Genomic DNA, 24,277 nt, shown 5'->3' with positions numbered 1-24,277 from the left:
GTTTTCGCCGGTCCTTAGGAAACCAGTTCGCGGGTCATTCCAAACGGAACCTGGTCTGACAGGGTTGCGGTGTAGCGGCCCGGTCCTACCCGGGTAACGAGGATGCCGTGTGTGCCGGCAAGGAGGGCCACTTCCTGAAGGCGTTTGACGGCGGCGTCGAGCTCGTCGTCCAAAAGGTGCCGGCTGGCGACTTCGATATCAATGCGGTCTATGGGGGTAGACATGGTGTTCCTTATTTGTGTTGGGGGTTGGATGTTGCGTTGCTGGGGGTGGAGATTGCGGATCCGTTGTGAGCGCTAACTACCGGGGGCAGGGCGCTTTCCGCCGTGATAGGTCGGAAAGCGCCTCGCCGCCAGCAGCGAGCTTCATCTGCGCCGGTCAACCCAGATCTGTGGGCGTGACCGGTCACTCATGCTTAGTCGGGCTTGGCCCAGTTTACTCCGGCTTCACCGAGGGAACCGGGACAGGCCGGTCCTGCGACTGGGCGGGGGTAGCCGCGGGTGCCTTGGATTCGGTGGTGGCCGGCGGCGAAGTCCTGAACTTGAACTTCTTGCCGATGGTACTTCCACCGCCACCTGTGCGGTTCTTGTTGAAGATATCGAAACCGACGGCCAGCAGGAGGACGAGCCCCTTAATGAGCTGCTGGTAGTCGGTGCCCAGGCCGAGGATGGACATGCCGTTGTTCAGCACGCCCATGATCAGGCCACCGATCATTGCTCCAGCCACGGTGCCGATGCCGCCCGTAACCGCCGCGCCGCCGATGAAGGCGGCGGCGATGGAGTCCAGTTCGAAGCCGGTGCCGCCGGCAGGCTGTGCGGAGTTCAGGCGGGCAGTGAAGACCAGGCCGGCGAGGGCGGCCAGGACGCCCATGTTGACGAACAGCCGGAAGGTGACGGCCTTGGTCTTCACACCGGAGAGTTCGGCTGCGTGCAGGTTTCCGCCGATGGCGTAGACGTGGCGGCCGAAGACGCTGTTGTTCATCAACGCCGTGTAGCCGATCACCAGGACAGCCAGCACGATGAGAACAATGGGTGTACCCCGGTAGCTCGCCAGGAGGAACGTGATGATCAGCACGAGCAGGGCTACGAAGGTTGTCTTGGTGGCGAACCAGGCCATCGGTTCGTTCTCGAGATCGAACTTCTTTCGGATCCTGCGTTCCTTGAGGGCCTGGATGACCAGTGCCAGGGTGGCTCCCACGCCCAGGATCACGGTCAGCCACTCCAGGACGGAGGTGCCGCCGGAAATGTCCGGCAGGAAGCCGCCGCCCAGCGCTCGAAGCTCGGACGGGAACGGGGTGATCTGCTGGTTCTTAAGCGTGATCAATGTGAGGCCGCGGAAGATCAGCATGCCGGCCAGGGTGACGATGAACGCCGGGATGCCAACGTACGCAATCCAGTAGCCTTGCCACGCTCCCACCAGGGCTCCCACCAGGAGGCAGGCAGGGATGGCCAGCCACCAGGCCCACCCCCAGTGAACCATCATGACGCCGGCAACGGCGCCGATGAAGCCGGCGATCGACCCAACCGAGAGGTCGATATGGCCGGCGATGATCACCATGACCATTCCTATTGCGAGGATGAGGATGTAGCTGTTCTGGACTACAAGGTTGCTGACGTTCTGCGGCTGCAGCAGGATTCCGTCGGTGAGCACCTGGAACAGCAGGACGATCAGGATCAGGGCAACAAAGATGCCGACCTGCCGGAGGCGGCTTGTCAGGAACCCGAGGGATTCTCGTAGGGCGGACATGGTGGCTATTCCTTCTCTTTGGTCATGTAGTGCATGAGGGTTTCCTGGGATGCTTCGGCGATGGGCACCTCGCCGGTGACGTGGCCCGCTGACAAGGTGTAGATCCTGTCACAGATGCCAAGGAGTTCGGGCAGTTCGGATGAGATGACGATGACTGCCTTTCCTTCCGCTGCCAGCTTGGCGATGATCGTGTAGATCTCGAACTTGGCGCCGACGTCGATACCCCTGGTTGGCTCATCAAGGATCAGCACATCAGGGTCGGAGAACATCCATTTGCTCAGGACCACCTTTTGCTGGTTTCCGCCGGAGAGTTTGCCGGTGATCGCGGCAACGGAGGGAGCCTTGATGTTCATGCTCTTGCGGTAGCTGTTGGCCACCACCGTTTCCCGGTTTTTGTCTACCCAGCCGCCCTTGACCAGCTTGCGAAGGGCTGCCAGGGAGACGTTCCGCTGGATATCTTCGATAAGGTTCAGACCGTAATGCTTGCGGTCCTCGGTGGCATACGCGATGCCATGCCGGATGGCATTGGAGACCGAGGAAGTGTCGATTTCCTTGCCATACTTGAACACTTTCCCGGAGATGGCGTGGCCGTACGTGCGTCCGAAAACGCTCATGGCAAGTTCCGTCCGGCCTGCCCCCATCAGGCCTGCCAGCCCCACCACTTCGCCCTTGCGGACATTGAGGCTTGCGTTATGGACTACAACGCGGGTGTGGTCCTGGGGATGCTGGACGGACCAGTCCTCAATCCGCAGGACTTCCTCGCCGATCTTGGGGTCGCGGTCAGGATAGAGACTTTCCAGGTCGCGGCCCACCATGCCGCGGATGATGCGTTCCTGGGTGATCTGGCCTTCATGCAGCCTGAGGGTTTCAATGGTCTTGCCGTCACGGATGATCGTGACGGCGTCGGCCACCTTACGGATCTCGTTGAGCTTGTGGCTGATGATGATGCTGGTGATTCCCTGGCCCTTGAGGTGGAGGATCAGGTCCAGGAGATGGCCGGAGTCTTCATCATTGAGAGCCGCGGTGGGCTCGTCCAGGATCAGCAGCTTGACTTCCTTGGACAGGGCCTTGGCGATCTCAACCAACTGCTGCTTGCCCACGCTGATGTGCTGGACAGGAGTGATGGGATTTTCGGCCAGCCCCACCCTGGCCAGCAGCTTTGCGGCCTCAAGATTGGTCTTGCGCCAATCCACCCAGCCATTTTTGGCCTGCTCATTGCCGAGGTAGATGTTCTCGGCGATGGAGAGGTAGGGGCTCAGCGCGAGCTCCTGGTGAATGATGACAATGCCGCGCTTTTCGCTGTCATTGATGGTGGAGAAGTTGCAGGGTTCGTTTTCGAAGAGGATGTCCCCTTCGAAGGAGCTGTGCGGATAGACACCGGACAGGACCTTCATGAGGGTGGATTTCCCGGCCCCGTTCTCACCACAGATGGCGTGTACCTCGCCGCGGTTAACATCCAGGGTGACGTCCTGCAGCGCCTTAACGCCCGGAAAGGTCTTGGTGATTCCTCGCATTTGAAGAATGGGTGTATTCATCGTCAATTCCCACTGACTGGTCGGAACTGGGCTGGCCTGCGGCTGCAGGGGCCCTATGAGACGGGTTGTGGCCGGGCCTTGCCGGGCCCGGCCACAACCCCGCGACGCTCTCTTACTTTACGTCTGCCTCGGTGTAATAGCCCGAGTCAATAAGTTCCTTCTTGTAGTTGTCCTTGGTGATGATCACGGACTTGAGCAGGTAGGCCGGAACAACCTTGACCTTGTTGTTGTAGGTCTTGGTGTCGTTGACCTCAGGCTCCTGGCCCTTCAGCACGGAGTCGACCATCTTCACGGCCTGTTCACCCAGCTGGCGGGTGTCCTTGAAGATGGTGGAGTACTGCTCGCCGGCGATGATGGACTTCACGGAGCCCTTTTCGGCGTCCTGGCCGGTGACGACCGGCAGGGTTCCCTTGGCGTAGCCACCGGTGCTGGTCAGTGCCGAGATGATGCCGATGGAGAGTCCGTCGTACGGGGACAGCACGCCATCAAGCTTGGTGCCGGAGCTGTAGGCCGCGGTCAGGATGTCTTCCATGCGCTTCTGCGCAACCGGGGCCTGCCAGCGCAGGATGGCTGCCTGCTCGAAGCTGGTCTGGCCGCTGGGGACCTTCAGGGTGCCGGCATCCAGGTATGGCTTCAGGGTGTCCATGGCGCCGGTGAAGAAGAAGTTGGCGTTGTTGTCATCCGGGCTGCCGGCAAAGAGCTCAACGTTGAACGGGCCCTTGCCGTCGACCTTCTTGCCGCTGGCGTCAACCAGGCCAAGGCCGGTCAGCAGGGATGTGGCCTGCTGCACGCCCACGGTGTAGTTGTCGAACGTGGTGTAGTAATCCACATTCTCGGTCCCGTTGATCAGGCGGTCGTAAGCGATGACCTTGACGTTGGATTCCTTCGCCTTGGCGAGGACGTCGGTAAGGGTGGTGCCGTCAATTGCGGCGATGATCAGGGCCTTGGCGCCCTTGGTCAGCATGTTCTCGATCTGGGAGACCTGCGTGGGGATGTCATCGTTGGCGAACTGGAGGTCTGTCTTGTAGCCCAGGTCCTTCAGCGACTTCTCGACGTTGGCGCCGTCAGCGATCCAGCGTTCCGATGTCTGCGTCGGCATGGAGATGCCAACCAGGGAATCACTGGGGTTCGCAGTGCCCGTGGAGGTTGCTTCCCCGCCACGGGTTCCGCAGCCAGTGGCCCCCACAGTCACTGCGAGGACGACGGCGACCGCGCCCAGGAGTTTCTTAATTCTCACGTTTATTTCTCCTTCCGCGGACGGGTGGGTCCGCGAAGTGGTACTTGAGCAGGCAAGCATCTGCGCTTACCGGCGGGTATAGCAGCCAGTATTACACCTGTCACAATGGCGGGACCGGAAGCTCCTGCCATTTCTCGAGAACTGTTTGGACTGGCGGCTGTGTTCGTGTTTTTGCCAGTTTTTGCGGGTTCTCATAAGGTGATATGTTGTTAGCGCTAACAAGTAGGAGCTTACTCGCTTCTATTGGTGTGAGTCAAATCACTTTTCTGCAACACTTATGGGATCACGCGTTCCGCTTCCAGGACGAATTCGGCCCGTGCATGGCGTATTCCGTTGATTTGCAGCTCCAGCGCGTGCATTCCCGGATGGTGCACCCGGGTGGTCATGGGCTTGAAGGCGTGCCGCTTTGACAGGGTTTTTGTCTCTCCCGCGCCCAGGGTCAGTGAGGTCATTTTGAAGACCTTGGCCGAATGGCTGCCGTTTGCCTTGAGGTAGTGCACCACATAGTCCACGGCCAGCCGGGCATCAGTGCTGCCGGTATTGGACACCTCAAAATCAAAAGTCAGCTCGGCCGGCATGGTCACCACCTGCCGGTCAAGCCGCGGTGCGCTGACAGTCACCGAAGCGGGGGAGAAGCCAAGTAACGCCAGCGCTTCCGGATGCGCCTTCTTGATCAGCGTCCTCAGTCCCTGGCGGACCAGGCCCGCGGTGTTGGCGTCAGGCGCCTCCAGCCAGCGTGCCGCCGTCGATACCACCAGGGACGGCGCATGCCGGGCCAGATCATTGAGGTGGTTGGCTACCGACCGCCGCACGTACTCCGACGGATCGCGGTAGAGGGCGTCCAGGATGGGGACAGTCGCTTCCGGGGTGCGGATCAGCGAAGGCACACGCACTGCCCACGGAAGGTAGGCCCGGGTGCCCTCGCTGGCCAGCCGGCGGACGTGTTCGTCGGGATGTGACGTCCATGTCAGGATGGTGCGGAGTGCACGGCCCTGATCGCGGGCCAGCAGGCGGCGGACGGCGAATTCGCCGGTGAGCCGCGGGGTCAGTTCGGCCAACAGGGCCAGGCAATCGTCGAAATCCTGGTCTGAGCCCGATTCCAGTGCGAGCGTGACGGCAGCTTCGGATACCGGCCACAGAATCCAGCCGGTGAATGCGGGCCTCCGGAGGGCGTTCCGGAAAGTGCGGGCCGCGGTCGGATACGCCGGATCAGCCAACTGACGCAGATCCTCCAGTAAAGCGTGGCTCACGTGGTCCGTGCGTTCGCGAAGGCTGAGCGGGCTGAGTCCGGCTGCCGCGGCAGCAACGTGTTCCCAGGTCTTCCCGGCTGAGGCTTCAGCAAGTATTCCGGCCAGGGATCCCACGCCTTGCGCGTTGATGAGTTCATTCATGACGCCCATCAAGTCAGGCTATCGTGGCGGGCCGGCAGTGTGGCGGCCGCGGAACCCTGCAGCGGGCGCCGTGCCGGGATAATCTTCCCCTAGGAAGTCTTCGGCGGCACAGGGACGGATTCAGGGTGGCAGAGCGGTCAGGAACACGAAAGTCCGGAGATCCGGGCACCAGCCCAGGACGGTGGCGGGCCTTCCATGACAAGTTCGTGGTGGAGGAACGTTATATGGACCCTGGGGCCCGAAGGAGGCTGTACCGGACTGCGATGGTCCTCATCGGGCTGGGTGTTGTCCTGTTCGTCGCCACCCTGCTGGGTGTAGTGCAGGGGAACGGGCTTGCGGCTGTGGACGGTTCGGCCCGTGACTGGCTGCTCACCCTCCGCTCGGAACCGCTGACCGGCGTGATGATCTTCCTGGCGGTGATCTTTGGGCCCGTTGCCCTGCCAATCATTGTTTTGGTGGTCAACGTGGTGTGGGGTTTTGCCGCGAAGCATGCTTGGCGTCCGATCGTCCTGGCTGCCGCGATGCTGTCAGGAGTTCTCATATCGCAGATCATCCTGCAGATCGTCAGGCGCTCGCGGCCTCCCGTGGAGCTGATGCTGTTCGGGGCGGACCATACGTTCTCGTTTCCGTCGGGCCACGTCCTGGGCGCCTGTGACTTCCTGCTGGTCACGGCGTTCCTGATCTTCTCCCGGCGCAAAAATCCGCGTGCCGCAGTCCTGGGTTTTGTGGGAGCAGGGGCGGGGATAGTCCTCGCGGCCCTCAGCAGGCTCTACCTGGGCTACCACTGGCTGAGCGATGCCCTCGCCTCCATCTCGTTGTCGCTGGTGATCCTGGGTGCCGTCATCGCATTGGATACCTGGCGTACCGCCCGGATTCCCGGCGAACGCATCACGGGCGAACTGTCCAAGGCAGATGCACCGGGCGACTGAGGACTCATGGCCACTGAAGAGGACGTTCGCCGCATCTGCCTGGCGCTGCCCGGCGTTACCGAGCGCAGCAGCTGGAACCAGCCCGCGTGGTTCGCGAAGACCCTGATGGCCCGTATGTGGGAAGACGGTGTGTTGACGGTGAAAACGGCGGAGCGGGAAGCCCTGGCCGGGACCGACTCCGGAACCTACTTCTGGACGCCCCACCATGAGCGGTCCCCGCAGCTGATTCTGATCCGGCTCGCACGGATTGATGTGGAGGAGCTGGCGGAGGTGCTTGAGGAGTCCTACCTGCTGGCGGGTGGACGCGGAACCTCCTGAGCTTACCGACCTTTCTGTTCCGGCTCCGGGCGCGCCTGCGCGCGTTTGAGGGCACGGTGCAGTTTGGCGTTAGCAGCCTCCAGTTCAAGGACCTTGGCCACTCCGGCGAGATTGAGCCCCTGGTCCAGGAGTTCTCCGATGCGCAGCAGCACGGCAATGTCCGAATCGGTGTACTGGCGGGTTCCGCCGGACGTCCGGACCGGTGTGAGGAGACCCCTCGTTTCGTAGAGTCGAATGTTCTGCTGGCCAGTGCCGGCCAGCTTGGCCGCCACGGAAATGGCATACAGCGCGCGCCCTGCCCTGGGTTCCGGCACCCGTCCCGTTGGCCCATTGTTCATGTCTTCTCCAAAATTTTCACCGGCTGGTATTGCCTCAGTCTCCCACAGGTGCTATAAAAAATCTATATCCACCACCATAGATAAATGAGTGGATATGCGAGTGGATTCAACATCGAGAAGCTGAAGGAGTGGGAAATGATGTTGATGCGTACGGACCCGTTCCGTGAGCTGGACCGGCTCACCCAGCAGGTCTTTGGAACAGCAGCCCGGCCAGCCGCCATGCCTATGGATGCCTGGCAGGAGGATGGCACCTTTGTGGTGGCCTTTGACCTCCCGGGCGTCAAGATCGACACAGTAGACCTTAATGTCGAACAAAACGTCTTGACGGTCAGGGCTGAGCGCAAGGATCCAACCCAGCCGAATGTTGAGCTGGTGGCCTCCGAGCGGCCGCGCGGTGTCTTCAGCCGCCAGCTGATCCTGGGCGACACGCTGGATACCGACAACATCAAGGCAAGCTACGACCAGGGCGTCCTGACCCTGCGGATACCAGTGGCGGAGCAGGCCAAGCCGCGCAAGATCGAAATTGAAACCAAGGGACAGATGCACGAGATCGGCACCTAGCCCGTACGTCCATCTGGCGCAGGCGGCGCGTACGCGCCGCCTGCGCCCGGCCGTCCGTCCACTGGCGACACGGTCCTCTGGCGACACGGTTCACTGGCGACACGGTTCGCTGGCGACACGGTTCACCGGTGGCACGGTCCACCGGTGATGCCGTCCAGCAAAACCGTCCGCTGATGACATAGTCCCTGGTGGCAAAGTCCCTAATGACATCGTCCGGTCTTGAAGGGTGCCGGCATGGAGAGCCTCCCTGACTACTACGCAGCATTGCATGTGGGACCTGCTGCCTCGCAGCGGGAGATCTCGCGCGCCTACCGGGCGCTGATGCGGACCCACCACCCGGACGTCGACGGCACAAATGCTGCGGACCGGAAGGCGCAGGACAACGAACTGCTGGGAATCATGCAGGCCTTCGCTGTCCTCCGTGATCCGGTTCGGCGGGCTGCCTACGACCGCAGCATCCGGGGACAGGGCGGCTTGGGACAGGGCGGCTCGGGACAGGGGGCCACTGGACAGGACGGCAGGGGACAAGGCAACAAAGGATACGGCGGCACGTCCCGCGGCCGTGGGGAACAAGAAACTGCGGAGCGGGGAACTTCTGGACAAACAACTGCGGGACGGGAAACTGCAGGGCAAGGCAGCAGCACGCAGGCCGGCGGACGACGGTTCACGGCTCAGAGCACAGGCGATTCCGTTCCGCAGGACATCCCGGTCCGCAAGGTTCGCAGCCGTGCCGAGCGTTCGGGCCACACCATCCGGATCACCCCTGTCCGTTGGGAAAGCGGACCCTGGGCCTGAGCCGAGTTATCCGGCCAAGGCTTGGAATGACACAACCTGGAAGGAAGAGGACATCGACCATGAGCGACTGGCGCCGCTATGACTCCCACCTGATCCCCGCGTTCCATGAGCGGTTTGAAGAGCGGTGGGGAAAGGGCACAGCGCCGTTCCTCGATCCTGAAGCACATGAGCAGCCGGTTCCCCGGGCCCAGTGGATCAACCCTGCAACCGGGGCCGCCCTGGCGGTTGTTCCTGTATGGACGGTGGACGAGGGACAGCAACGTTCGTTCGGGGTGTTCTATCTTCCGCCTGCGGGTGATATCTGGGTACTCCGGCCGGGCTACACCGGCTATCTTGAACCGGCAGACGGGGAGACAGAACACCTCGTGACGCTCCGGAACGACGCTTTCCGGAAAGCCGTGGCGCACGCCAAGGAATTCCTGTTCGGATCCCAATAACCGCCCCTTGCAGGACGGGCCGGGCAGGAATTAGGCGGGAGTTGTCCAGCAGGAATCAGGCGGGAGTTGTCCAGCAGGAATCAGCCCGGCACAACCGGCCCAGGCCCGAGTCCGCCTGCACTCGAAAAGCCCTGCCCGGAGAACCCCGGGCCTGTCACTGTCTGGCCGGGGACGCCTACTCCGGCCCATCCCGCCGCCTCGGCCTGGTTTCCGCTGCCCAGGAGGCTGCGCGTCAGCGATTCGGCGTCGGCCATGAGATCTTCCACTGCCGCGGCCAAATGGGCATCTGACACAGGCATGTCCTCCAGCGCCGCCCCCACAACGGCCCGTCTCACCAGTTCCCGGGCGAATGATGCTGTGGTTCCGGCCGTCTTTTCGGCGGCTGCGGCCAAGGCCTCCGGGCTGAACGCCACATGCTGCCCGTACAGCTCCAGCAGGGCTACGCGCTCCTCAAAGGCAGGCAACGGGATTTCCACAGCGAGGTCCACGCGGCCTGGACGCTGCGCCAGGGCGCGTTCCAGCATGTCCGGCCGGTTCGTTGTCAGGACGAAGGCCACGTCGGCGTCGTTGTCCAGCCCGTCCATGGCATCGAGCACCTCAAAAAGCAGGGGCTGCGGCCCATGCCCGAAGCTCCGGTCTTCGGCGATCAGGTCGCAGTCTTCCAGGACCACAATCGAGGGCTGAAGTGCCCTGGCCATACGGGCCGCCTCGGAGATCCTGGCGAGCGAACCGCCGGAGAGGAGGATCGCCGTCGACCCTTGGCTTTAGCTGAGCAGGTAACGCACGGTGTGCGTTTTGCCGGTCCCCGGCCGGCCGTAGAGGAGGATTCCTCGCTTGAGGTGCTGGCCGTGCCGTTTGAGGGATTCCCGGTGGGTGGCGATCCCCACGGTATGGTCCGCCACCTTCTGCAGGAGTCCGTCCGGAAGAATGACATCTGAGGCGGGCAGCGCTGGCCGGTGATGGAAGGTAACCCCGCCGGTGCTTGGACCGTATTCGCCCATGGTCAGCGAGATGACCTGGCCCTTGAGCACACTGCGGCTCTCCATCCGGCGGCGGAATTCGGCCAGGAACGCGGAGCCGGCCCGGGGTTCCGCGGCTACTACCTCCAGCGAGGCGGCCTGCCGCCCAGAACGCGGATCGGCGTCTCGCTGCAGTACCGCCAGAGGGCTGCCGTCGATTCTGAGAAGCCACAGTCCCAGGGCGACGGCCTGGCGTTGTTCCTCCGGCCCCACCGCCAGGTTGGTGTAGTCAGGCTGTGCCAGCGGAAACTGCGGGAAGAGCTGGGATTGCTGGACCATGTCGCTGAGGGACTGATGATGCCGCTGGCCGCCGCCGCCGATCCCCACCAGGCGGCTGTCCGGATCCTGGCCGGCGAACTCAGCCAACAGGATGTCCGCGTCCACGAACCGGTGCGGCGGGATATTCTCCACCACGACGGCGAGGCCTTCTGCCGGTGCCCCAAGATGCTCCGTCAGGGCCTCCAGAAGCTGCTTGCCGGGCTGCTGCCTGTGGTTCCCGGCCTGCGCCAGCTGCACCAGTTCGGCAAAATCGTCGATGAACTTCCCCAGTTTTTCATCCATCCCCAGACCATAGCAGGATGCGCCGCCACGGCCGCCCCGAGCACAGCGGCGGCCCTATTCGGCCCACCCGCGGTGGCGGAAAAGCAGATCCTCGTCACCGGCCGTGGCGTGTGCCATTCTGAGTCTTATCCATCGGGATATCAGCAAAGGAGCTGGCCATGTTCACGCCACAAGGATGGGGAAACCATGCGAGGATATGGTCCGGATATCGCGTGGTTCAAGGGCCCCGCGTGCAACCTTCCCTCCGTCACTAAGGGCTGATTTTCATGCATATCACCGCCAAGGAGCTGGCCGGGCTCATTCCGCCGGGATTCACGCTGGGTGTGGGTACCGCCGCTTTCCAGATCGAGGGTGCCCTGGAGGAGGACGGCCGCGGGCCGGCAGGCTGGGATATTTTCGCGGCAAAGCCGGGGGCGATTGTGGGCGGGCACAGCCCGGCCGTGGCCTGTGACCACTACCATCGGATGCCTGGTGACGTGGCGCTCATGAAGCAGCTGGGCGTGGACTCCTACCGGTTCTCCCTGTCCTGGCCACGGATCCAGCCCAAAGGCAGCGGAGCGGTGAACCGTGCCGGCCTGGACTTCTACGACCGGCTTCTGGATGAGCTGCTGGCCAACGGGATCTCACCCATGGTGACCCTCTATCACTGGGACACGCCGCTGGCTCTGGACGACGCCGGCGGCTGGCTCAACCGGGACACGGCCTACCGTCTGGGCGAGTTCGCCGCTATCGCCGCCGCCGCCTTCGGGGACAGGGTTGCCCGGTGGGTCACCATCAACGAGCCCGCCACCGTCACGACCAACGGCTACACCCTGGGGCTCCACTCACCAGGCGAAGCCCTGCTGCTCAATGCGCTTCCCACAGTGCATCACCAGTTGCTTGGCCATGGGCTGGCGGTCCAGGCGCTGCGGGCCGCCGGAGTACCGGGAGAGATAGGCATGAGCAACGTCTACTCTCCGATGGTTCCCAATTCATTCAACCCGCTGGACAAGCTCAGTGCAGGGCTCATGGACCTCGCGCAGAACCGGCTGTACGCGGATCCGGTGCTCACTGGAAAGTATCCGGACCTGATCCGCGCCGCAAAGTTCTTTGGCTCGTTCGACCACCCGGACGGAGACCTGGAGCTCATCTCCCAGCCGCTGGACTTCTACGGGCTGAACTACTACATGCCTACCAAGGTGGCAGTGGGCGCCGGTGAAGGTGCCGTCCCGGCCAGCATGGCCGAAGCCCTGGGCGATGACCTGACGTCGGCCGCCGGCGGCGGGACGCCTTTCCACGTTGTCCCGTGGCCGGAAGCGGACATCACGGCTTACGGCTGGCCGGTGAAGCCCGACTACATGGCCGTGGCCCTGAAGGAAATGGCCGAGCGGTATCCCAACCTTCCCCCTGTGATCCTCACCGAGGGAGGCGCCAGCTTCGAGGACATCATCGTCCGCGACAAGTCCACCAACCGGACGTTCATCCCGGACGAGCGGAGGCTGAAGTACCTTTCGGACCACATCGAGGCCGCACTCCGGGCCACAGCTCCCGGGGGTGAAGCGGAGGCGGTGGACCTGCGCGGCTATTACGTGTGGTCGCTTATGGATAATTTCGAGTGGTCCGCTGGCTTTAACCAGCCGTTCGGGCTGCTGCATGTGGACTTCGAGACCCTGGAAAGGACCCCCAAGGCGTCCTACTTCTGGCTGCAGGAACTCATTGAAGAACGGAACCTCGCGATATCGGCGGCCTCCGCCATCGCCAAGGCCGTGGGGCCCGCGCCCACAGATTCCGAAGACACAGAAGCCCCCGACGACGGCGTTGCCGCACTGGATGCCACCGCCTAGATTCGCGGAGGTGCTGCAGCCGGGTCAGGAATGCTGTGCGCTAAGAATGCTGTGCCTTAGAGGGTGCCGTGCCTTAAAGGATGTCAAGGGTGGTGAGCTGCTTGGCCATTCCGGCGCCGTCGGGGGAGTAGATCCAGGGGACGGCAGAGGCGGTGTGGTCGCCGGTTTCGGAGTGGCCGCCAGCGAACACTGATTCGCTGATGGACAGCTGCCGGATGGCGATGGCGGCCACCCTGTCCGAGTGCTCCCGCGCGAACCCTGAATAAATCTGCTCGTCGTGCTGGCCGTTGTCCCCGATCAGCAGCCAGCGCATGTCCGGGAATTCCTTGGCCAGGCGCTCCAGGTTGCGGCGCTTGTGTTCCTGTCCGCTGCGGAACCAGCGGTCGTGGGTCAGGCCCCAGTCTGTGAGCAGCAGTGCGCCTGCCGGGTACATGTTGCGGTTCAGGAAACGTGCCAGGGTGGGGGCGGCATTCCAGGGGCCCGTGGACAGGTAGATGACGGGGGCATCCGGGTGCTCGATGGTCAGCCGGTCCAGGAGCACAGCCATGCCGGGGGTGGCCATGCGGGCCCGCTCACTCAGGACAAACGTGTTCCACAGCGCCAGGAAGGGACGCGGCAGGGCGGTGACCATCACGGTGTCGTCAATGTCGGAAATGATGCCGAACTTGACGTCCGGTGCAATCACCCGGATGAGTGCCTCCACCGGCTCAGTCCCAGCGGCCCGGAGGACAGCGGTATGCCATCCCGGGGCGAGCTTGACGTCAACCACAGTGTCGATCAGCCCGCCGCGGTCCGCCCGGGCGTGGGCCACCACGCCGCCGATGGTGATTTCCACGTCCGTGAACTGCACTGGAACGCTGGTGAAGGCGCGCCAGCCCCGAACGTTCTGGGTACCGTTGCGGGCTGCGTGCTCTGCCCGGCTTCCTGGCGCGGGTTTCTTCGTCAGCACAACACGGCCGAGCACCCTGACCCAGTCGGTGGATCCATAGCCCTGGTACGCCACGGTCTGCGGTTCGAAGTTCCAGCGCTTGGCAAGCTGAATGCGGGTGCCGTTGACGCCGTCGGAAAGCCTGTGGGCCAGGCGGAAGATCTGGCCGCCGGAAACTATCGTGGCGTGCGCGCCGGCATTGCTGCCGGCACTATTGTCGGCAGCTGCGCCGTGCGATTCGTTCTGAGGCGATTCGTTGTGCGGTGTGTCCTGGGAAGCCCTGTCCATGCCTCCACTCTGCCACAGGCCGGGCTCCAGTGCGGAGGACTACGACTTGCCCTTAGCGGCCAGGGGGGAGGGCGAACATGGGGAAGGAGGCCGCGCCTCAGCCCTCACCAAGGATCCAGCGGAGGGTTTCGGCATTCCGCACCGCGTTCCCGCCGCCGTCGTTATTGAAATAGACAAAGACATCCTGGCCGTTACCGGACCACTCCCTGATCCGGTCCGCCCACCAGTGCAGGTCAGTATCCGAATACGATCCGCCGTACAGGTGCTGATGGTCCGGTCCGTGCAGCCGCACGTAAACGAAAGGTGCGGTTGTCCGCAGGATGCAGGGGAGGTGTGCTCCACTCATGATGCAGTAGGCCGCCCGGTGCCGCTCCAGCAGGGCGAAGACGTCCGGATGCTCCCAGCTGGGATGCCTGAACTCCACGCTGACCCTAATCCACCAGGGGACCTTGGCCAGGAAATACTCCAGCCTGGCGTCATCCCTGGCCATTTGGGGCGGCAGCTGGACCAGCAGGACGGCGCGTTTGTCCCCCAGTTCATGCCAGCAGCGCTCAATCCGCTCCAGCCACACCTCCGGCGCATAGAGCTTCTTGCCGTGCGTCAGCCCGCGGGGGGCCTTGACGGACATAGTGAAACCCGGGGGGAGGCGCCGGCGCCAGCTGGCAAACGCCGTGTCCCTGGGCCAGCGGTAAAAACTGGCATTGAGCTCAACGGTGCCGAACCGGGAAACATAGTGCCCCAGCCTGTCCCTGGCCGGAAGGCCAGGGGGATACAGCACGTTCTCCCAGTGGTCATAACTCCACCCGGACGTGCCGACATGGATGGCCAAGTCAGATGAAGTGGGTCTTGAGAGGGCCGCCCCCGGCCGATTCCACAATGGCCGCGGCTACTTCCCTCAGCTTCACGTTCCGGGTGCTTGAGGCGGACTTGATGAGTTCGATTGCCTCGTCCTGGCTGCAGCGGTTCTGCGCAATGATGATGCCCACGGCAGTGTCAATCACGGTGCGGGAATCCAGTGCAGCCTTGAGGTTGGCCGCTGCATCCGAATGCTGGGCCAGGCGCACGGCCAGGCTTAGCCCCTTGGATGCCTGGGCAACGTAACTGATGGCATGCTCCACTGCGCTGGCATCGAAGGCGTGCGGCCTGTCCGAGTAGAGGTTGATGCCTGCCTTGGCCTCTTGGCCGGACAGTTCAAAGGGAATTGCCAGCACAGACCTGATGCCGTGGTTCAGCACGGCTTCGCAATACTCCGGCCACAACGTTTCCGTTTTGAAGTCCGGAACGTGGACCAGAACCCCTTCGCGGGCGCACTTCAGGCACGGGCCGTCTTTGTAGCCGTATTGGATTTCATCGAGCAGGCGGGCCCGTTCGCTGCTGCTGGCCACGGTAGCCGCCGTGCGGTGGCGAAGCAGTGTGATGCCGCAAAGGACTTCCCCCCGGGGACTGGAAAGGTTCTGGGCCGAATACCTTGCCAGTTCATTGAGGAAGTCCTCAACATCTTGCGTATCCAGGAGGAGGTCCTGGACGTTTTCGATGACCAGGCTTGGGGTTGAAGCTTCTTGCATAGGTGCCTCCGGTGGTGCTTGTCCGGCACTTGAAACGCGGACCGGGCCATCAGTTTTTCAGTCGCCAACGAGGGGTTTTTCGGCAGCTGCATTACCGTCATTTCAGGCTACACCTCTTTACCCGATGTCCTGAGGGAATCCATGTGGCAGGGTATGGGAATGGCGCGAATTGAAGATTATGCGGTGCTGGGCGATCTCTATACCGGGGCCCTGGTGAGCACGGAGGGGTCCATCGATTGGCTCTGCCTGCCCCGGTTCGACTCGCCGGCATGTTTCAACGCACTGCTGGACACCCCGGATGCCGGTCGGTGGCTGCTGGCCCCGAAGGGCGGTGGCCAATGCAGCCGGCGCAGCTACCGGGACGGAACGCTGGTGCTTGAGACTGAGTGGGAAACCCCGGAGGGTTCGGTCCGGGTGATTGACTTTATGCCGCCCCGGGACGAGGTGGCGGACGTTGTGCGGATCGTCGAAGGCCTCAGCGGAACGGTCAGCATGCACAGCGAGCTGACCCTGAGGTTCGATTACGGCCATATTGTGCCGTGGGTCCGGAAGGACGACCAGGGCCTGCACGCCATCGCCGGTCCCGATGCCGTCTACTTCATCACCAAGGCGCCCCTGCACGGCGAGAACATGCACACAGTCAGCGATTTTTCGGTGTCAGCCGGCGAGCGGATCCCCTTTGTGCTGGCCTGGGCCCCCAGCCACAGGCCGCGCCCGGAAACCGTTGATGCCGAGAAGGTGCTGGGCACCACAGCCGCCTTCTGGCGCGGCTGGGCGTCGCAGTGCACCGTCAAGGGAAAGTACCAGGAGGCGGTGTTGCGCTCGCTGGTGACGCTGAAGGCCCTGACCTATGCGCCCACGGGCGGCATTGTGGCGGCAGTGACCACGTCCCTGCCGGAAGAGCTTGGCGGTACCCGCAACTGGGACTACCGCTACTGCTGGCTCCGGGACGCCACCATGACACTCCAGGCCCTCCTGGCCGCCGGCTACACGGCCGAGGCGGCAGCGTGGCGGGACTGGCTGCTCCGGGCGGTGGCAGGGGACCCGGCGGACCTGCAGATCATGTACGGGATCCACGGGGAACGCAGGCTGCCGGAGATGGAGCTGCCGTGGCTCGCCGGCTACGAGAACTCGGCGCCGGTCCGGATCGGCAACGGGGCGGCCGAGCAACTCCAGCTTGACGTCTGGGGGGAAGTGCTGGACTGTCTGTCGCTGACCCGCAACTCCCTGCTGAAGCACACCGATGAAGCCTGGGATGTGCAGGTTGAGCTGATGAAGCACCTGGAGACGGTCTGGGACCAGCCGGACAACGGACTCTGGGAGATGCGCGGCCCGCGCCGGCATTTCACCCATTCCAAGGTCATGGCATGGGTGGCTGCGGACAGGATGGTCAAAGGCGTCCGGGAATCGGGGCTGCCCGGGCCGGTGGAACGCTGGGAGGCGCTGCGGGACACCATCCACCGGGACGTGATGGCCAACGGTTTCGACGCCGCGCGCAACACTTTTGTCCAGGCCTATGGGCGTCCCGAACTTGACGCCAGCCTCCTGCTCATTCCGCGGGTGGGGTTCCTGCCTCCGGACGATCCAAGGGTGGTGGGGACCATCGACGCCATCCAGCGCGAGCTGACCGAAGACGGCTTTGTGCTGCGGTACCGTCCGGAGGTCAGCGACGACGGGCTGCCGGGAAGCGAGGGCGTTTTCCTGGCCTGTTCCTTCTGGCTGGTGGAGGCGTTGCTGGGGGCCGGCCGCCGCCAGGAATCCACCGAACTGTTTGAGCGCCTCCTGGAACTCCGGAACGATGTTGGTTTGCTCAGCGAGGAATGGGCCGTCAGGGCGGGGCGGCAGCTCGGAAATACGCCGCAGGCATTCAGTCACTTCGCGCTTGTCACCAGCGCCCTGGAACTGCATCAGGACAGCGTCCGAAGGAGCGATACACCCATCCCGCCGGAGACGGAGCGGGTGGGCTAGCAGCTCCTGCGGCGTCTCGGACTTTTACTCGGCCGAAGAGGTAAGTATACTTACTAATACTTCATGGTGTGCTTACCAAAGCACAGCGCCGTGACTGACGAAGGGGTGGTAGGAATGGCCGGTTATTTCGAGCTAGTAGATGCGCCTGATGGTGGTTATAGGGTCAGGATGCTGGATGGTTCAGGAAACCTGATGGCCATTTCGGTTACCTTTCCCACGAAACGTGCGGCTGTGGCCGGCGTGGCCATGGCCCGCGAAATCGCAGGCACTGGTTTGATTCGGGACTGCAGCCGCGATGGTGCAGGCTCCGTCCTCAGGGAGCGGGTACGCCAGGTGAGCTCGCCGAAGGTTGATGCCGCGTCCCGTAAGAAGAAGCTCGCCGGAGCCAGGCGGGCTGCGATTAGCTGATGGGGCCGCAGGGAAACGGCCCCACAGGCCCCGGACCGCGCCGCGGAGTCCTCTTTGACGTGGATGGAACACTGGTGGACTCCTCCTACTTGCACACGCTTGCCTGGTGGCAGGCCTTCCGGCAGCAGGGGTACGACGTCCCGATGGTTTCCATCCACCGGTGCGTCGGCATGGGCGGGGACCGCCTGGTGGACGCCCTTCTCCCGGCCGCCCGCGACAAGGGCGGGGACGGCGAAATTATGGCCAGCCATGCTGCCCTCTTTGCCGTGAATTGGCCGGCGCTCCGGGCATTTGACGGAGCCCGGGACCTGCTCGCACAGTGTCACGCCGGCGGCCTGGCTGTAGCCCTTGCCTCGTCCGCGCGCGAGCAGGACCTGAATGCGCTGAGGATGGCCCTCGGGGCGGATGCCTATATCCACGCCGCAACCAGCGCCAATGATGCGAAGGAGAGCAAGCCCGCGCCCGACATCCTGGTGGCCGCCCTGGAGGCCATAGGCGTCCAGGCAGCTGATGCCCTCTATGTGGGCGATGCGATATGGGACCTGCAGGCGGCAGCCGCCCTCGGCATTCCGGTGGTGGCCGTTACGAGCGGGGGGACCAGTGCGGCTGAACTCAGGGATGCCGGTGCGCTTGAAGTGTACGAGGGCCCGCGGGATCTTCTGGAGAACTTGCAGGCCAGCGCCATCGGCAGGCTGTTCCCGCTGGTCTCCAATGCCTGATTCGTGCGGCTAAACGGGGCTGGCTAAAGGGGCTAAACAGTGGCTGGCTGGCGGGGCTAAACAGTGCTGCTGCCGCCCGTAGTGCCGGTATGCCGGGTTGTTCCGTGGCTGGGGACAGTATCCCTGGGGACTGCGGTGGCTTCCCCCGCGTTCCTTTCCGTGGCAAGGTCATCCGCTACGGCTTCATCCGCCACCGTCTGGTCCGCTAGCGTCTCGTCCGCTAGCGCGGGTTTGGCCCAGGACACCGCTACCTTGACGGACCCGTCGTCGTTCCGCTCAACATCCGTCACGACGTCCGAGACCCTGGCGCCCATGGCCAGGATCTGGGCCCGGTAGGTGGTCACTAGTTCCTCCAGGCTGGATTCCGTCCATTCCCCGGGGCGTATCCGGGTGGAAATCTCAACAGGTTCCGGCTGGTAGAGCGTCATGGCGGTCCTTCCTGATTCTGTTTCCTGGGCGCAATTCTTTGAGCCCAGCGCTGTATTGGTTCCAACGCTATGAGGGTTGGTCCGCCATCTCAAGCAATTTCGACAGTCTGCTTACTTTTGCTGGCGAGTTGCTGGCCAGCCCCGGCGGGTCAGCACAAATCATTCAGCGTCTCCTGGGCCACGTCTTCCAGATCGGAGATCAGTGGATTGACGCTCAAGGTGGGAGGTGCCGGCGGGTAGGCAACGGCCAGGGTGAGCTGCCGGGTGCCGTCCTCGCTGGTCATGGAGACGGTTCCGTACCCGTCGGCGTCGCCCGTGTGGCCGTAGTAGAACCTGTTGGTGCACAGGTCGTTCCATTTCTGCAGCCCCTGGCCATACCGTGCACCGTCCTGGCCGCGCATCCCTGCCATAGTTGCGGGAGCCAAGACCTTCCCCTGCAGGAGGGCGGAGTAGAAGGTGTTTACCTCGTTGACAGTGGATACCACGCCCCCCGGCGCCAGCTCGGCCAGCCAGGCCGGATGCGTTACGTCCAGCCGTTTGCCGGCCACCGTAATGTAGGCGTGGACCATGTTTTCGGGCGGAGGCCCCGCGCCGGGCAGCCGGGTTTCCCGTAGGCCCAGGGGATCCGCGATGTCACTTTTGAGGACGTCTGCGATTTTTTGACCCCGGATCCGCTGGGCGATCAGTCCAAGCGCGGAGTAGTTGGAGCTCGAGTATTCAAAACCTTGGACAAGCTTGCGTTCCCACGGGACCGTGGCGGCCAGGGCCAGCTGCTGTTCAAGGCTGAGCGGCCTGTTCAGGAATTCCGGTGGCGGTGCGGAAGCCAGCAGGGGAGCGATGAAATCGGGCAGTCCAGATTCATGGATCAGTAACTGGTGTACCGTGACCGGCCGCGGCGGATGCAGCACCGTGCCGAACTCTTGCAGGTAAGCGCTCACGGGTGCGTCCAGGTTGAGCAGGCCCTCCTCAACCAGCTTCAGGACGGATACGGCCACCATTGACTTGGAGATACTCCCCACCTGGAACGGATCTGCCGCCGTGACGGGTTCCCCCGTTTCCAGGTTCCGTACCCCTGCCCCGTGGGTCCATACGTCTGGACCGTGCCGCAGTTCGATAAGAACGGCCGGGGCGCCCTCATCGAGCATTTGCCTGCTGAATGCCTCCAGCCCCTGATGCTGCCCTGCCGTCTCCTGCTCATCAGGGGGACGGGGGCCGAACGTGCAGCCGTCCAGAGCGGTGGCCAGCAGGGCCACAGACAACGCAGCGGCGATCCGTCCCAGAGTGTGCTGCGTCCTGGCTCCTGACATGTCCTCAGATCCTTAGTGCCGGCCCGAACTTCAGGACACCACGGGGCCGGCACCATCAATGCTCCTCGCCAGGCCGGAAGCGGGTCAAGGCCGCGAGTAACCCCTCTTAATCCCAACTGACTCGCAGTTAACGTCGCGAAATCGCGTTTTGACGACGTTAACTGCGAGTCAGTTGGGATAGGGCGCCTGGGTCAGGTCAGGCGGATCTGCCGGTTGACGTCCTTATAGAGGAGGTACCGGAACGGGCCCGGACCGCCGGCGTAGCATGCCTGGGGGCAGAAGGCGCGGAGCCACATGAAGTCGCCGGCCTCCACTTCCACCCAGTCGTTGTTCAGCAGATACATGGCCTTGCCTTCGAGCACATACAGCCCGTGCTCCATCACGTGCGTTTCCGGGAAAGGAATGACGCCGCCGGGCTGGAAGGTCACGATGTTCACGTGCATGTCGTGCGCAAGGTCGTTGGGGTCAGCGAAGCGCGTGGTCTTCCATGCGCCGTCCGTGTCCGGCATTTCACGGGGCTCCACTTCCTGGTCACTGGTGACGAAGGACTTGGCCTCGTACCCTTCCAGCCGTTCGTACGCCTTGCGGATCCACTGGAAGGACACCACGTCGTCGGAGACGTTTTCCAGTCCCCAGTGTGAACCGGCAGCCAGGTAGGCGTAGCCGCCCTCCTCCAGCCGGTGCAATTCACCGTCCAGGGTGAGGTTGACCTTGCCGCGGCTAACGAAGATGACGCCCTCCACACCGGCCTCGAACTCCGCCCTGGGTGCGCTGCCGCCGGGGCCGATCTCCACAATCAGCTGCGAGAACGTGGTGGCGAACCCGGAAATGGGCCGGGCAATGATCCAGGCGCGGGTGTTCGAAAAGCCCGGCAGGTTGCTGGTCACGATGTCCGTCATAACGCCCTTGGGTATGACGGTGTAGGCCTCGGTGACGATGGCGCGCTCGGTGGTCAGGTGGGTCTGCGGCGGTAAACCGCCTTGGGGGGAGTAGTACTTGCCCATGGTGAAATCCTTTTATTTATGAGTTGGAAGGGGCCAGCCGCGGATGCGCCAGCGCGGTGAGCCGGGAAAGCCCGACGCCGGCAAGCGCCTGGACTTCGTCGGCGCCGACAGCGCCGCACTGGACGCCTCGCAGCACAAACGCCGCGAGGGCCCGGGCCGTTGCCGGTTCATCCATCACGCCGCCTTCGGTCTGCTCCACATAATTTCGCAGCCGTGCGGCGGCAGCAGGCAGTCCGTGCCGGTAGAACCCGTACGTCGCCGCGAAACGGCTGGGCAGCTGGGCGGGATGAAGGTCCCAGCCCTGGTAGTAGCCGCGTTCCAGGGAGCGCTGCACCAGCCGGCCGTGGAGCCGCCAGGCGTTTTCCACGTTGTCGCCCACCGGGATGATGTTGGTGGAACCGTCTGAGAGCCGGATACCTGTCCCGGCTACCGCCAGCTGCATGGTCTCCTTGGCAAAATCCGCAACAGGATGCTCCATGGACTGGTACTCGGCCGAAATCTGCAGCGAGGCACTGTAGTCGTAGGTGCCGTAGTGCAGGGCACTGATGCGCCCGGGCACAACATGCGCAAGCCGTGCCACGGGGGACGTGCCGTCGGGGCCCAGGATGAGCTGGGGCGTCTCCACCTGAACCTCAAAGCGCAGCCGGCCGTGCGGCAGCCCGTGGACTTCCTCCAGCCTGGCGACCGCGTAATCCATCGCCTGCACCTGCGCCACCGTGGTGACCTTAGGCAGCGTCAGCACCAGGCCCGCCGGCAGCTCTCCGGCGGCAGCCAGGGCCGAGACGAAGAGGTCCAGCGTCCTCAGGCCGCGGGCACGGGTAGGGGCCTCAAAGCACTTGAAGCGGATCCCGATGAAAGGTGGTGCAGTCCCTGCAGCAACGGCGTCGGCAACCAGGCCGGCGGCAGCAACGGCGTCGGCGTCCTCTGCCTCGTCCCCGCGGTCGCCATAGCCGTCCTCGAAGTCAAGGCGCAGGTCCTCGATCGGCTCATTGGCCAGCTTGTGCGCAACCCGGGACGCGACGGCGGCACCCAGCGCCAGGGATTGGCCCAGAAGCCCGGCGAGCCTTTCCAGGCCCCCGTGCCCCTCCGCCGTCGCGATGGCCTGGGCGCCCCAGTCAGCGGGGAGCGACGGCGTGAAACGGTCTGCGGGCACATAGACCGTGTGGATGGGTTGGCGGGAGCCGTCGTCGCCGGGGTAGTGCAGCTCCAGCAGGCGGTCGGTGTCCGCCAGCTGGGAGTCGATCCTGGCAAGGTCCGCCGCGGCGAGGGCCTGGGTGGGGGATGCCGCCACGGCTCAGTCCACCAGTTCGTAGGCCGGAGTGGTGAGGAAGTCGGTGTAGTCCTCTGACAGGCAGATGTCCGCGATGAGCTGGCTGGCCGGACCGTAGTACCGGCGGAAGGCTTCGTCGCCGAACTCGGTGCGGAGCCGCTCCGTTTCCTCGCCGAGGATGCGCTCCACCAGCTCCCGGGTCACCGTGTTCCCGGTATCCGCCAGGACGGACTTGTTGCGGATCTGCTGCCACACCTGGGAGCGTGAGATCTCCGCCGTTGCCGCGTCCTCCATCAGGTTGTGGATGGCCACCGCGCCGTTCCCGGACAGCCAGACGGCTGTGTACGCGACGGCGACATACAGGTTCAGCCGCAGCCCGGCCTCGGTGACCTGGCCGTCCGCCGAGGCGATGTCCAGCAGCTGCCCTGCCGTCACCGACACCTCGGGGCGCTGCTTGTCCAGCTGGTTGGGCCGGCCTCCGTTTTCCGGGTCGCCGAGGACGGCGTCGAACACCTCGCGGCAGATGGGGACCAGATCCGGGTGGGCCACCCAGGAGCCATCGAACCCGTCGTTGGCTTCGCGGGTTTTGTCGGCCTTGACCTTGGCGAAGGCCGCCTCGGTGACCTCGGGGTGCCGGCGGTTGGGAATGACGGCGGCCATGCCGCCCATGGCGAAGGCCCCGCGGTGATGGCAGGTCTTGACCAGCAGCTCGGTGTAGGCGCGCATGAACGGGGCCGTCATCACCACGGAAGCGCGGTCCGGCAGGACAAACTCCTCGCCGGCGTCGCGGAAGTACTTGATGATGCTGAAGAGGTAGTCCCAGCGGCCGGCGTTCAGGCCCGAGGCATGGTCGCGCAGCTCGTACAGGATCTCGTCCATTTCGAACGCCGCCGGGATGGTTTCGATCAGCACCGTGGCCCGGATGGTGCCCTGGCCCAGGCCCAGGTAATCCTGCGCAAAGACAAACACGTCGTTCCAGAGCCGGGCCTCAAGGTGGCTCTCCATCTTGGGCAGGTAGTAGTAGGGGCCATGGCCGTTGAGGACCAGCTGCTTGGCCACGTGGAAGAAGTGCAGGCCGAAGTCCACCAGCGCACCCACGGCCGGTTCGCCGTCGAGCAGCAGATGCTTTTCCGGCAGGTGCCAGCCGCGGGGGCGGGCCACCACAACGGCCAGCGGCGCGTCGGTGCGGAGCGTGTATTCCTTACCTTCATCCGAGGTGTAGCTGAGGGTTCCCTGCGCGGCGTCACGCAGGTTCAGGATGGAGTCGATGACGTTGCGCCAGGTGGGGGTGCTGGCGTCTTCCAGATCGGCCAGCCACACCTTGGCGCCCGAGTTCAGGGCATTGATGGCCATCTTGGCGGGAGAAGCCGGGCCGGTCATTTCAACCCGGCGGTCCTGCAGTGCCGCAGGCGCAGGCGCAACTTTCCAGTCGCCGTCGCGCACGTCCCGGGTCTCCGGCAGGAAGTCCAGCTTGCCGGTTTCCGCAACCCGCTGGCGCTTGACGCCGCGGGCGGCGAGGAGCTCATTGCGGGTGCCGGCAAACCGGTTGTGCAGCTCTTCGATGAACGCCAGGGCCTTGGGGGTGAGGATCTCCTCCGCGCGTTCGATCGGCCGGGGGTCTGTGACGGTGATGGCCATTGCTGGTCCTTTCGTTGGCTGCGAATGCTTTGGCTGCATATCTTGCAGTGAATCAGGCGGAGCA

General features: G+C 63.9%; 25 protein-coding genes. 9 read left to right on the top strand and 16 right to left on the bottom strand.

The window, feature by feature from the left end; genetic code table 11:
- Window positions 1-14 precede the first annotated feature (14 nt).
- The 5 genes from M1E17_RS19520 to M1E17_RS19500 form a co-directional block, all read right to left on the bottom strand.
- Complete coding sequence (locus M1E17_RS19520) at window positions 15-224, bottom strand: hypothetical protein (protein ID WP_457963570.1); 210 nt, start codon at window positions 222-224, stop codon at window positions 15-17.
- 211 nt (window positions 225-435) lie between these two features.
- Window positions 436-1,746, bottom strand: a complete 1,311-nt coding sequence (gene mmsB / locus M1E17_RS19515) for a multiple monosaccharide ABC transporter permease (RefSeq protein ID WP_457963569.1) — start codon at window positions 1,744-1,746, stop codon at window positions 436-438.
- A 5-nt stretch (window positions 1,747-1,751) separates the two neighbouring features.
- On the bottom strand, window positions 1,752-3,281 hold the full coding sequence (gene mmsA / locus M1E17_RS19510) for a multiple monosaccharide ABC transporter ATP-binding protein (RefSeq protein ID WP_457963568.1): 1,530 nt from the start codon (window positions 3,279-3,281) through the stop codon (window positions 1,752-1,754).
- A gap of 112 nt (window positions 3,282-3,393) precedes the next feature.
- Window positions 3,394-4,518: a multiple monosaccharide ABC transporter substrate-binding protein gene (gene chvE / locus M1E17_RS19505; protein WP_457963567.1), complete on the bottom strand. Its 1,125-nt coding sequence runs from the start codon at window positions 4,516-4,518 to the stop codon at window positions 3,394-3,396.
- A gap of 275 nt (window positions 4,519-4,793) precedes the next feature.
- Complete coding sequence (locus tag M1E17_RS19500; RefSeq protein ID WP_457963566.1) at window positions 4,794-5,918, bottom strand: DNA alkylation repair protein; 1,125 nt, start codon at window positions 5,916-5,918, stop codon at window positions 4,794-4,796.
- Between the two features lie 215 nt (window positions 5,919-6,133).
- Here M1E17_RS19500 and M1E17_RS19495 point away from each other — a divergent pair, with 215 nt between their 5' ends.
- Both M1E17_RS19495 and M1E17_RS19490 read left to right on the top strand, forming a co-directional pair.
- Entirely contained in the window at window positions 6,134-6,838 is a 705-nt protein-coding gene (locus M1E17_RS19495; RefSeq protein ID WP_457963565.1) for a phosphatase PAP2 family protein, read from the top strand.
- Between the two features lie 6 nt (window positions 6,839-6,844).
- Complete coding sequence (locus tag M1E17_RS19490; RefSeq protein WP_457963564.1) at window positions 6,845-7,156, top strand: MmcQ/YjbR family DNA-binding protein; 312 nt, start codon at window positions 6,845-6,847, stop codon at window positions 7,154-7,156.
- 2 nt (window positions 7,157-7,158) lie between these two features.
- On the opposite strand, the gene M1E17_RS19485 is transcribed toward M1E17_RS19490, so the two are convergent.
- Window positions 7,159-7,494 (bottom strand): MerR family transcriptional regulator, encoded by a 336-nt coding sequence (locus tag M1E17_RS19485; RefSeq protein ID WP_457963563.1) that lies wholly within the window; start codon window positions 7,492-7,494, stop codon window positions 7,159-7,161.
- Window positions 7,495-7,632: 138 nt separating this feature from the next.
- On the opposite strand from M1E17_RS19485, the gene M1E17_RS19480 reads away from it, so the two are divergent.
- The 3 genes from M1E17_RS19480 to M1E17_RS19470 all read left to right on the top strand — a co-directional run bounded on the left by M1E17_RS19480 (window position 7,633) and on the right by M1E17_RS19470 (window position 9,287).
- Window positions 7,633-8,055 carry an Hsp20/alpha crystallin family protein gene (locus M1E17_RS19480; RefSeq protein ID WP_457967846.1) on the top strand — a complete coding sequence of 141 codons (423 nt, stop codon included), beginning with the start codon at window positions 7,633-7,635 and terminating at the stop codon, window positions 8,053-8,055.
- Between the two features lie 234 nt (window positions 8,056-8,289).
- Window positions 8,290-8,850 (top strand): J domain-containing protein, encoded by a 561-nt coding sequence (locus M1E17_RS19475; protein ID WP_457963562.1) that lies wholly within the window; start codon window positions 8,290-8,292, stop codon window positions 8,848-8,850.
- Between the two features lie 59 nt (window positions 8,851-8,909).
- Window positions 8,910-9,287 (top strand): hypothetical protein, encoded by a 378-nt coding sequence (locus M1E17_RS19470; RefSeq protein ID WP_457963561.1) that lies wholly within the window; start codon window positions 8,910-8,912, stop codon window positions 9,285-9,287.
- An 80-nt stretch (window positions 9,288-9,367) separates the two neighbouring features.
- Here M1E17_RS19470 and M1E17_RS19465 read toward each other — a convergent pair whose 3' ends face one another.
- Entirely contained in the window at window positions 9,368-10,033 is a 666-nt protein-coding gene (locus M1E17_RS19465) for an AAA family ATPase (protein ID WP_457967845.1), read from the bottom strand.
- Between the two features lie 18 nt (window positions 10,034-10,051).
- On the bottom strand, window positions 10,052-10,867 hold the full coding sequence (locus M1E17_RS19460; RefSeq protein ID WP_457963560.1) for a hypothetical protein: 816 nt from the start codon (window positions 10,865-10,867) through the stop codon (window positions 10,052-10,054).
- Window positions 10,868-11,133: 266 nt separating this feature from the next.
- Between M1E17_RS19460 and M1E17_RS19455 the strand changes: the two genes are divergently transcribed.
- Window positions 11,134-12,690, top strand: coding sequence for a glycoside hydrolase family 1 protein (locus M1E17_RS19455; protein WP_457963559.1), 1,557 nt, complete (start codon window positions 11,134-11,136; stop codon window positions 12,688-12,690).
- A gap of 73 nt (window positions 12,691-12,763) precedes the next feature.
- Here the strand turns inward: M1E17_RS19455 and M1E17_RS19450 are convergent, their stop codons facing one another.
- The 3 genes from M1E17_RS19450 to M1E17_RS19440 form a co-directional block, all read right to left on the bottom strand.
- Complete coding sequence (locus tag M1E17_RS19450) at window positions 12,764-13,906, bottom strand: App1 family protein (protein ID WP_457963558.1); 1,143 nt, start codon at window positions 13,904-13,906, stop codon at window positions 12,764-12,766.
- A 97-nt stretch (window positions 13,907-14,003) separates the two neighbouring features.
- Window positions 14,004-14,735 carry a DUF72 domain-containing protein gene (locus M1E17_RS19445; RefSeq protein WP_457963557.1) on the bottom strand — a complete coding sequence of 244 codons (732 nt, stop codon included), beginning with the start codon at window positions 14,733-14,735 and terminating at the stop codon, window positions 14,004-14,006.
- Between the two features lies 1 nt (window position 14,736).
- Window positions 14,737-15,471, bottom strand: a complete 735-nt coding sequence (locus M1E17_RS19440) for an ANTAR domain-containing protein (RefSeq protein ID WP_457963556.1) — start codon at window positions 15,469-15,471, stop codon at window positions 14,737-14,739.
- A 159-nt stretch (window positions 15,472-15,630) separates the two neighbouring features.
- Between M1E17_RS19440 and M1E17_RS19435 the strand changes: the two genes are divergently transcribed.
- The 3 genes from M1E17_RS19435 to M1E17_RS19425 all read left to right on the top strand — a co-directional run bounded on the left by M1E17_RS19435 (window position 15,631) and on the right by M1E17_RS19425 (window position 18,566).
- The gene (locus M1E17_RS19435; protein WP_457963555.1) at window positions 15,631-17,439 is read left to right on the top strand and encodes a glycoside hydrolase family 15 protein; all 1,809 of its coding nucleotides are present in this window, start codon (window positions 15,631-15,633) and stop codon (window positions 17,437-17,439) included.
- 192 nt (window positions 17,440-17,631) lie between these two features.
- Entirely contained in the window at window positions 17,632-17,847 is a 216-nt protein-coding gene (locus M1E17_RS19430; protein WP_457963554.1) for a hypothetical protein, read from the top strand.
- The gene (locus tag M1E17_RS19425; protein ID WP_457963553.1) at window positions 17,847-18,566 is read left to right on the top strand and encodes an HAD family hydrolase; all 720 of its coding nucleotides are present in this window, start codon (window positions 17,847-17,849) and stop codon (window positions 18,564-18,566) included. Before M1E17_RS19430 ends, M1E17_RS19425 begins: the two co-directional genes overlap by 1 nt.
- 56 nt (window positions 18,567-18,622) lie before the next feature.
- Here the strand turns inward: M1E17_RS19425 and M1E17_RS19420 are convergent, their stop codons facing one another.
- From M1E17_RS19420 to aceB, 5 genes are all read right to left on the bottom strand, one after another.
- A complete protein-coding gene (locus M1E17_RS19420) occupies window positions 18,623-18,994 on the bottom strand; it encodes a hypothetical protein (protein ID WP_457963552.1) in 372 nt (123 codons plus the stop codon).
- Between the two features lie 149 nt (window positions 18,995-19,143).
- Entirely contained in the window at window positions 19,144-20,301 is a 1,158-nt protein-coding gene (locus M1E17_RS19415) for a serine hydrolase domain-containing protein (protein ID WP_457963551.1), read from the bottom strand.
- A gap of 191 nt (window positions 20,302-20,492) precedes the next feature.
- Window positions 20,493-21,305 carry a bifunctional allantoicase/(S)-ureidoglycine aminohydrolase gene (locus M1E17_RS19410; protein ID WP_457963550.1) on the bottom strand — a complete coding sequence of 271 codons (813 nt, stop codon included), beginning with the start codon at window positions 21,303-21,305 and terminating at the stop codon, window positions 20,493-20,495.
- Between the two features lie 16 nt (window positions 21,306-21,321).
- Window positions 21,322-22,596, bottom strand: a complete 1,275-nt coding sequence (locus M1E17_RS19405) for a DUF6986 family protein (RefSeq protein ID WP_457963549.1) — start codon at window positions 22,594-22,596, stop codon at window positions 21,322-21,324.
- 3 nt (window positions 22,597-22,599) lie between these two features.
- Window positions 22,600-24,213 (bottom strand): malate synthase A, encoded by a 1,614-nt coding sequence (gene aceB / locus M1E17_RS19400; protein WP_457963548.1) that lies wholly within the window; start codon window positions 24,211-24,213, stop codon window positions 22,600-22,602.
- Window positions 24,214-24,277: the final 64 nt, after the last annotated feature.

This window comes from Arthrobacter sp. D1-29 (assembly GCF_054130585.1).
The sequence above is the reverse complement of the archived record's forward strand: the minus strand, read 5'-3'. Positions and strand labels throughout refer to the sequence as shown.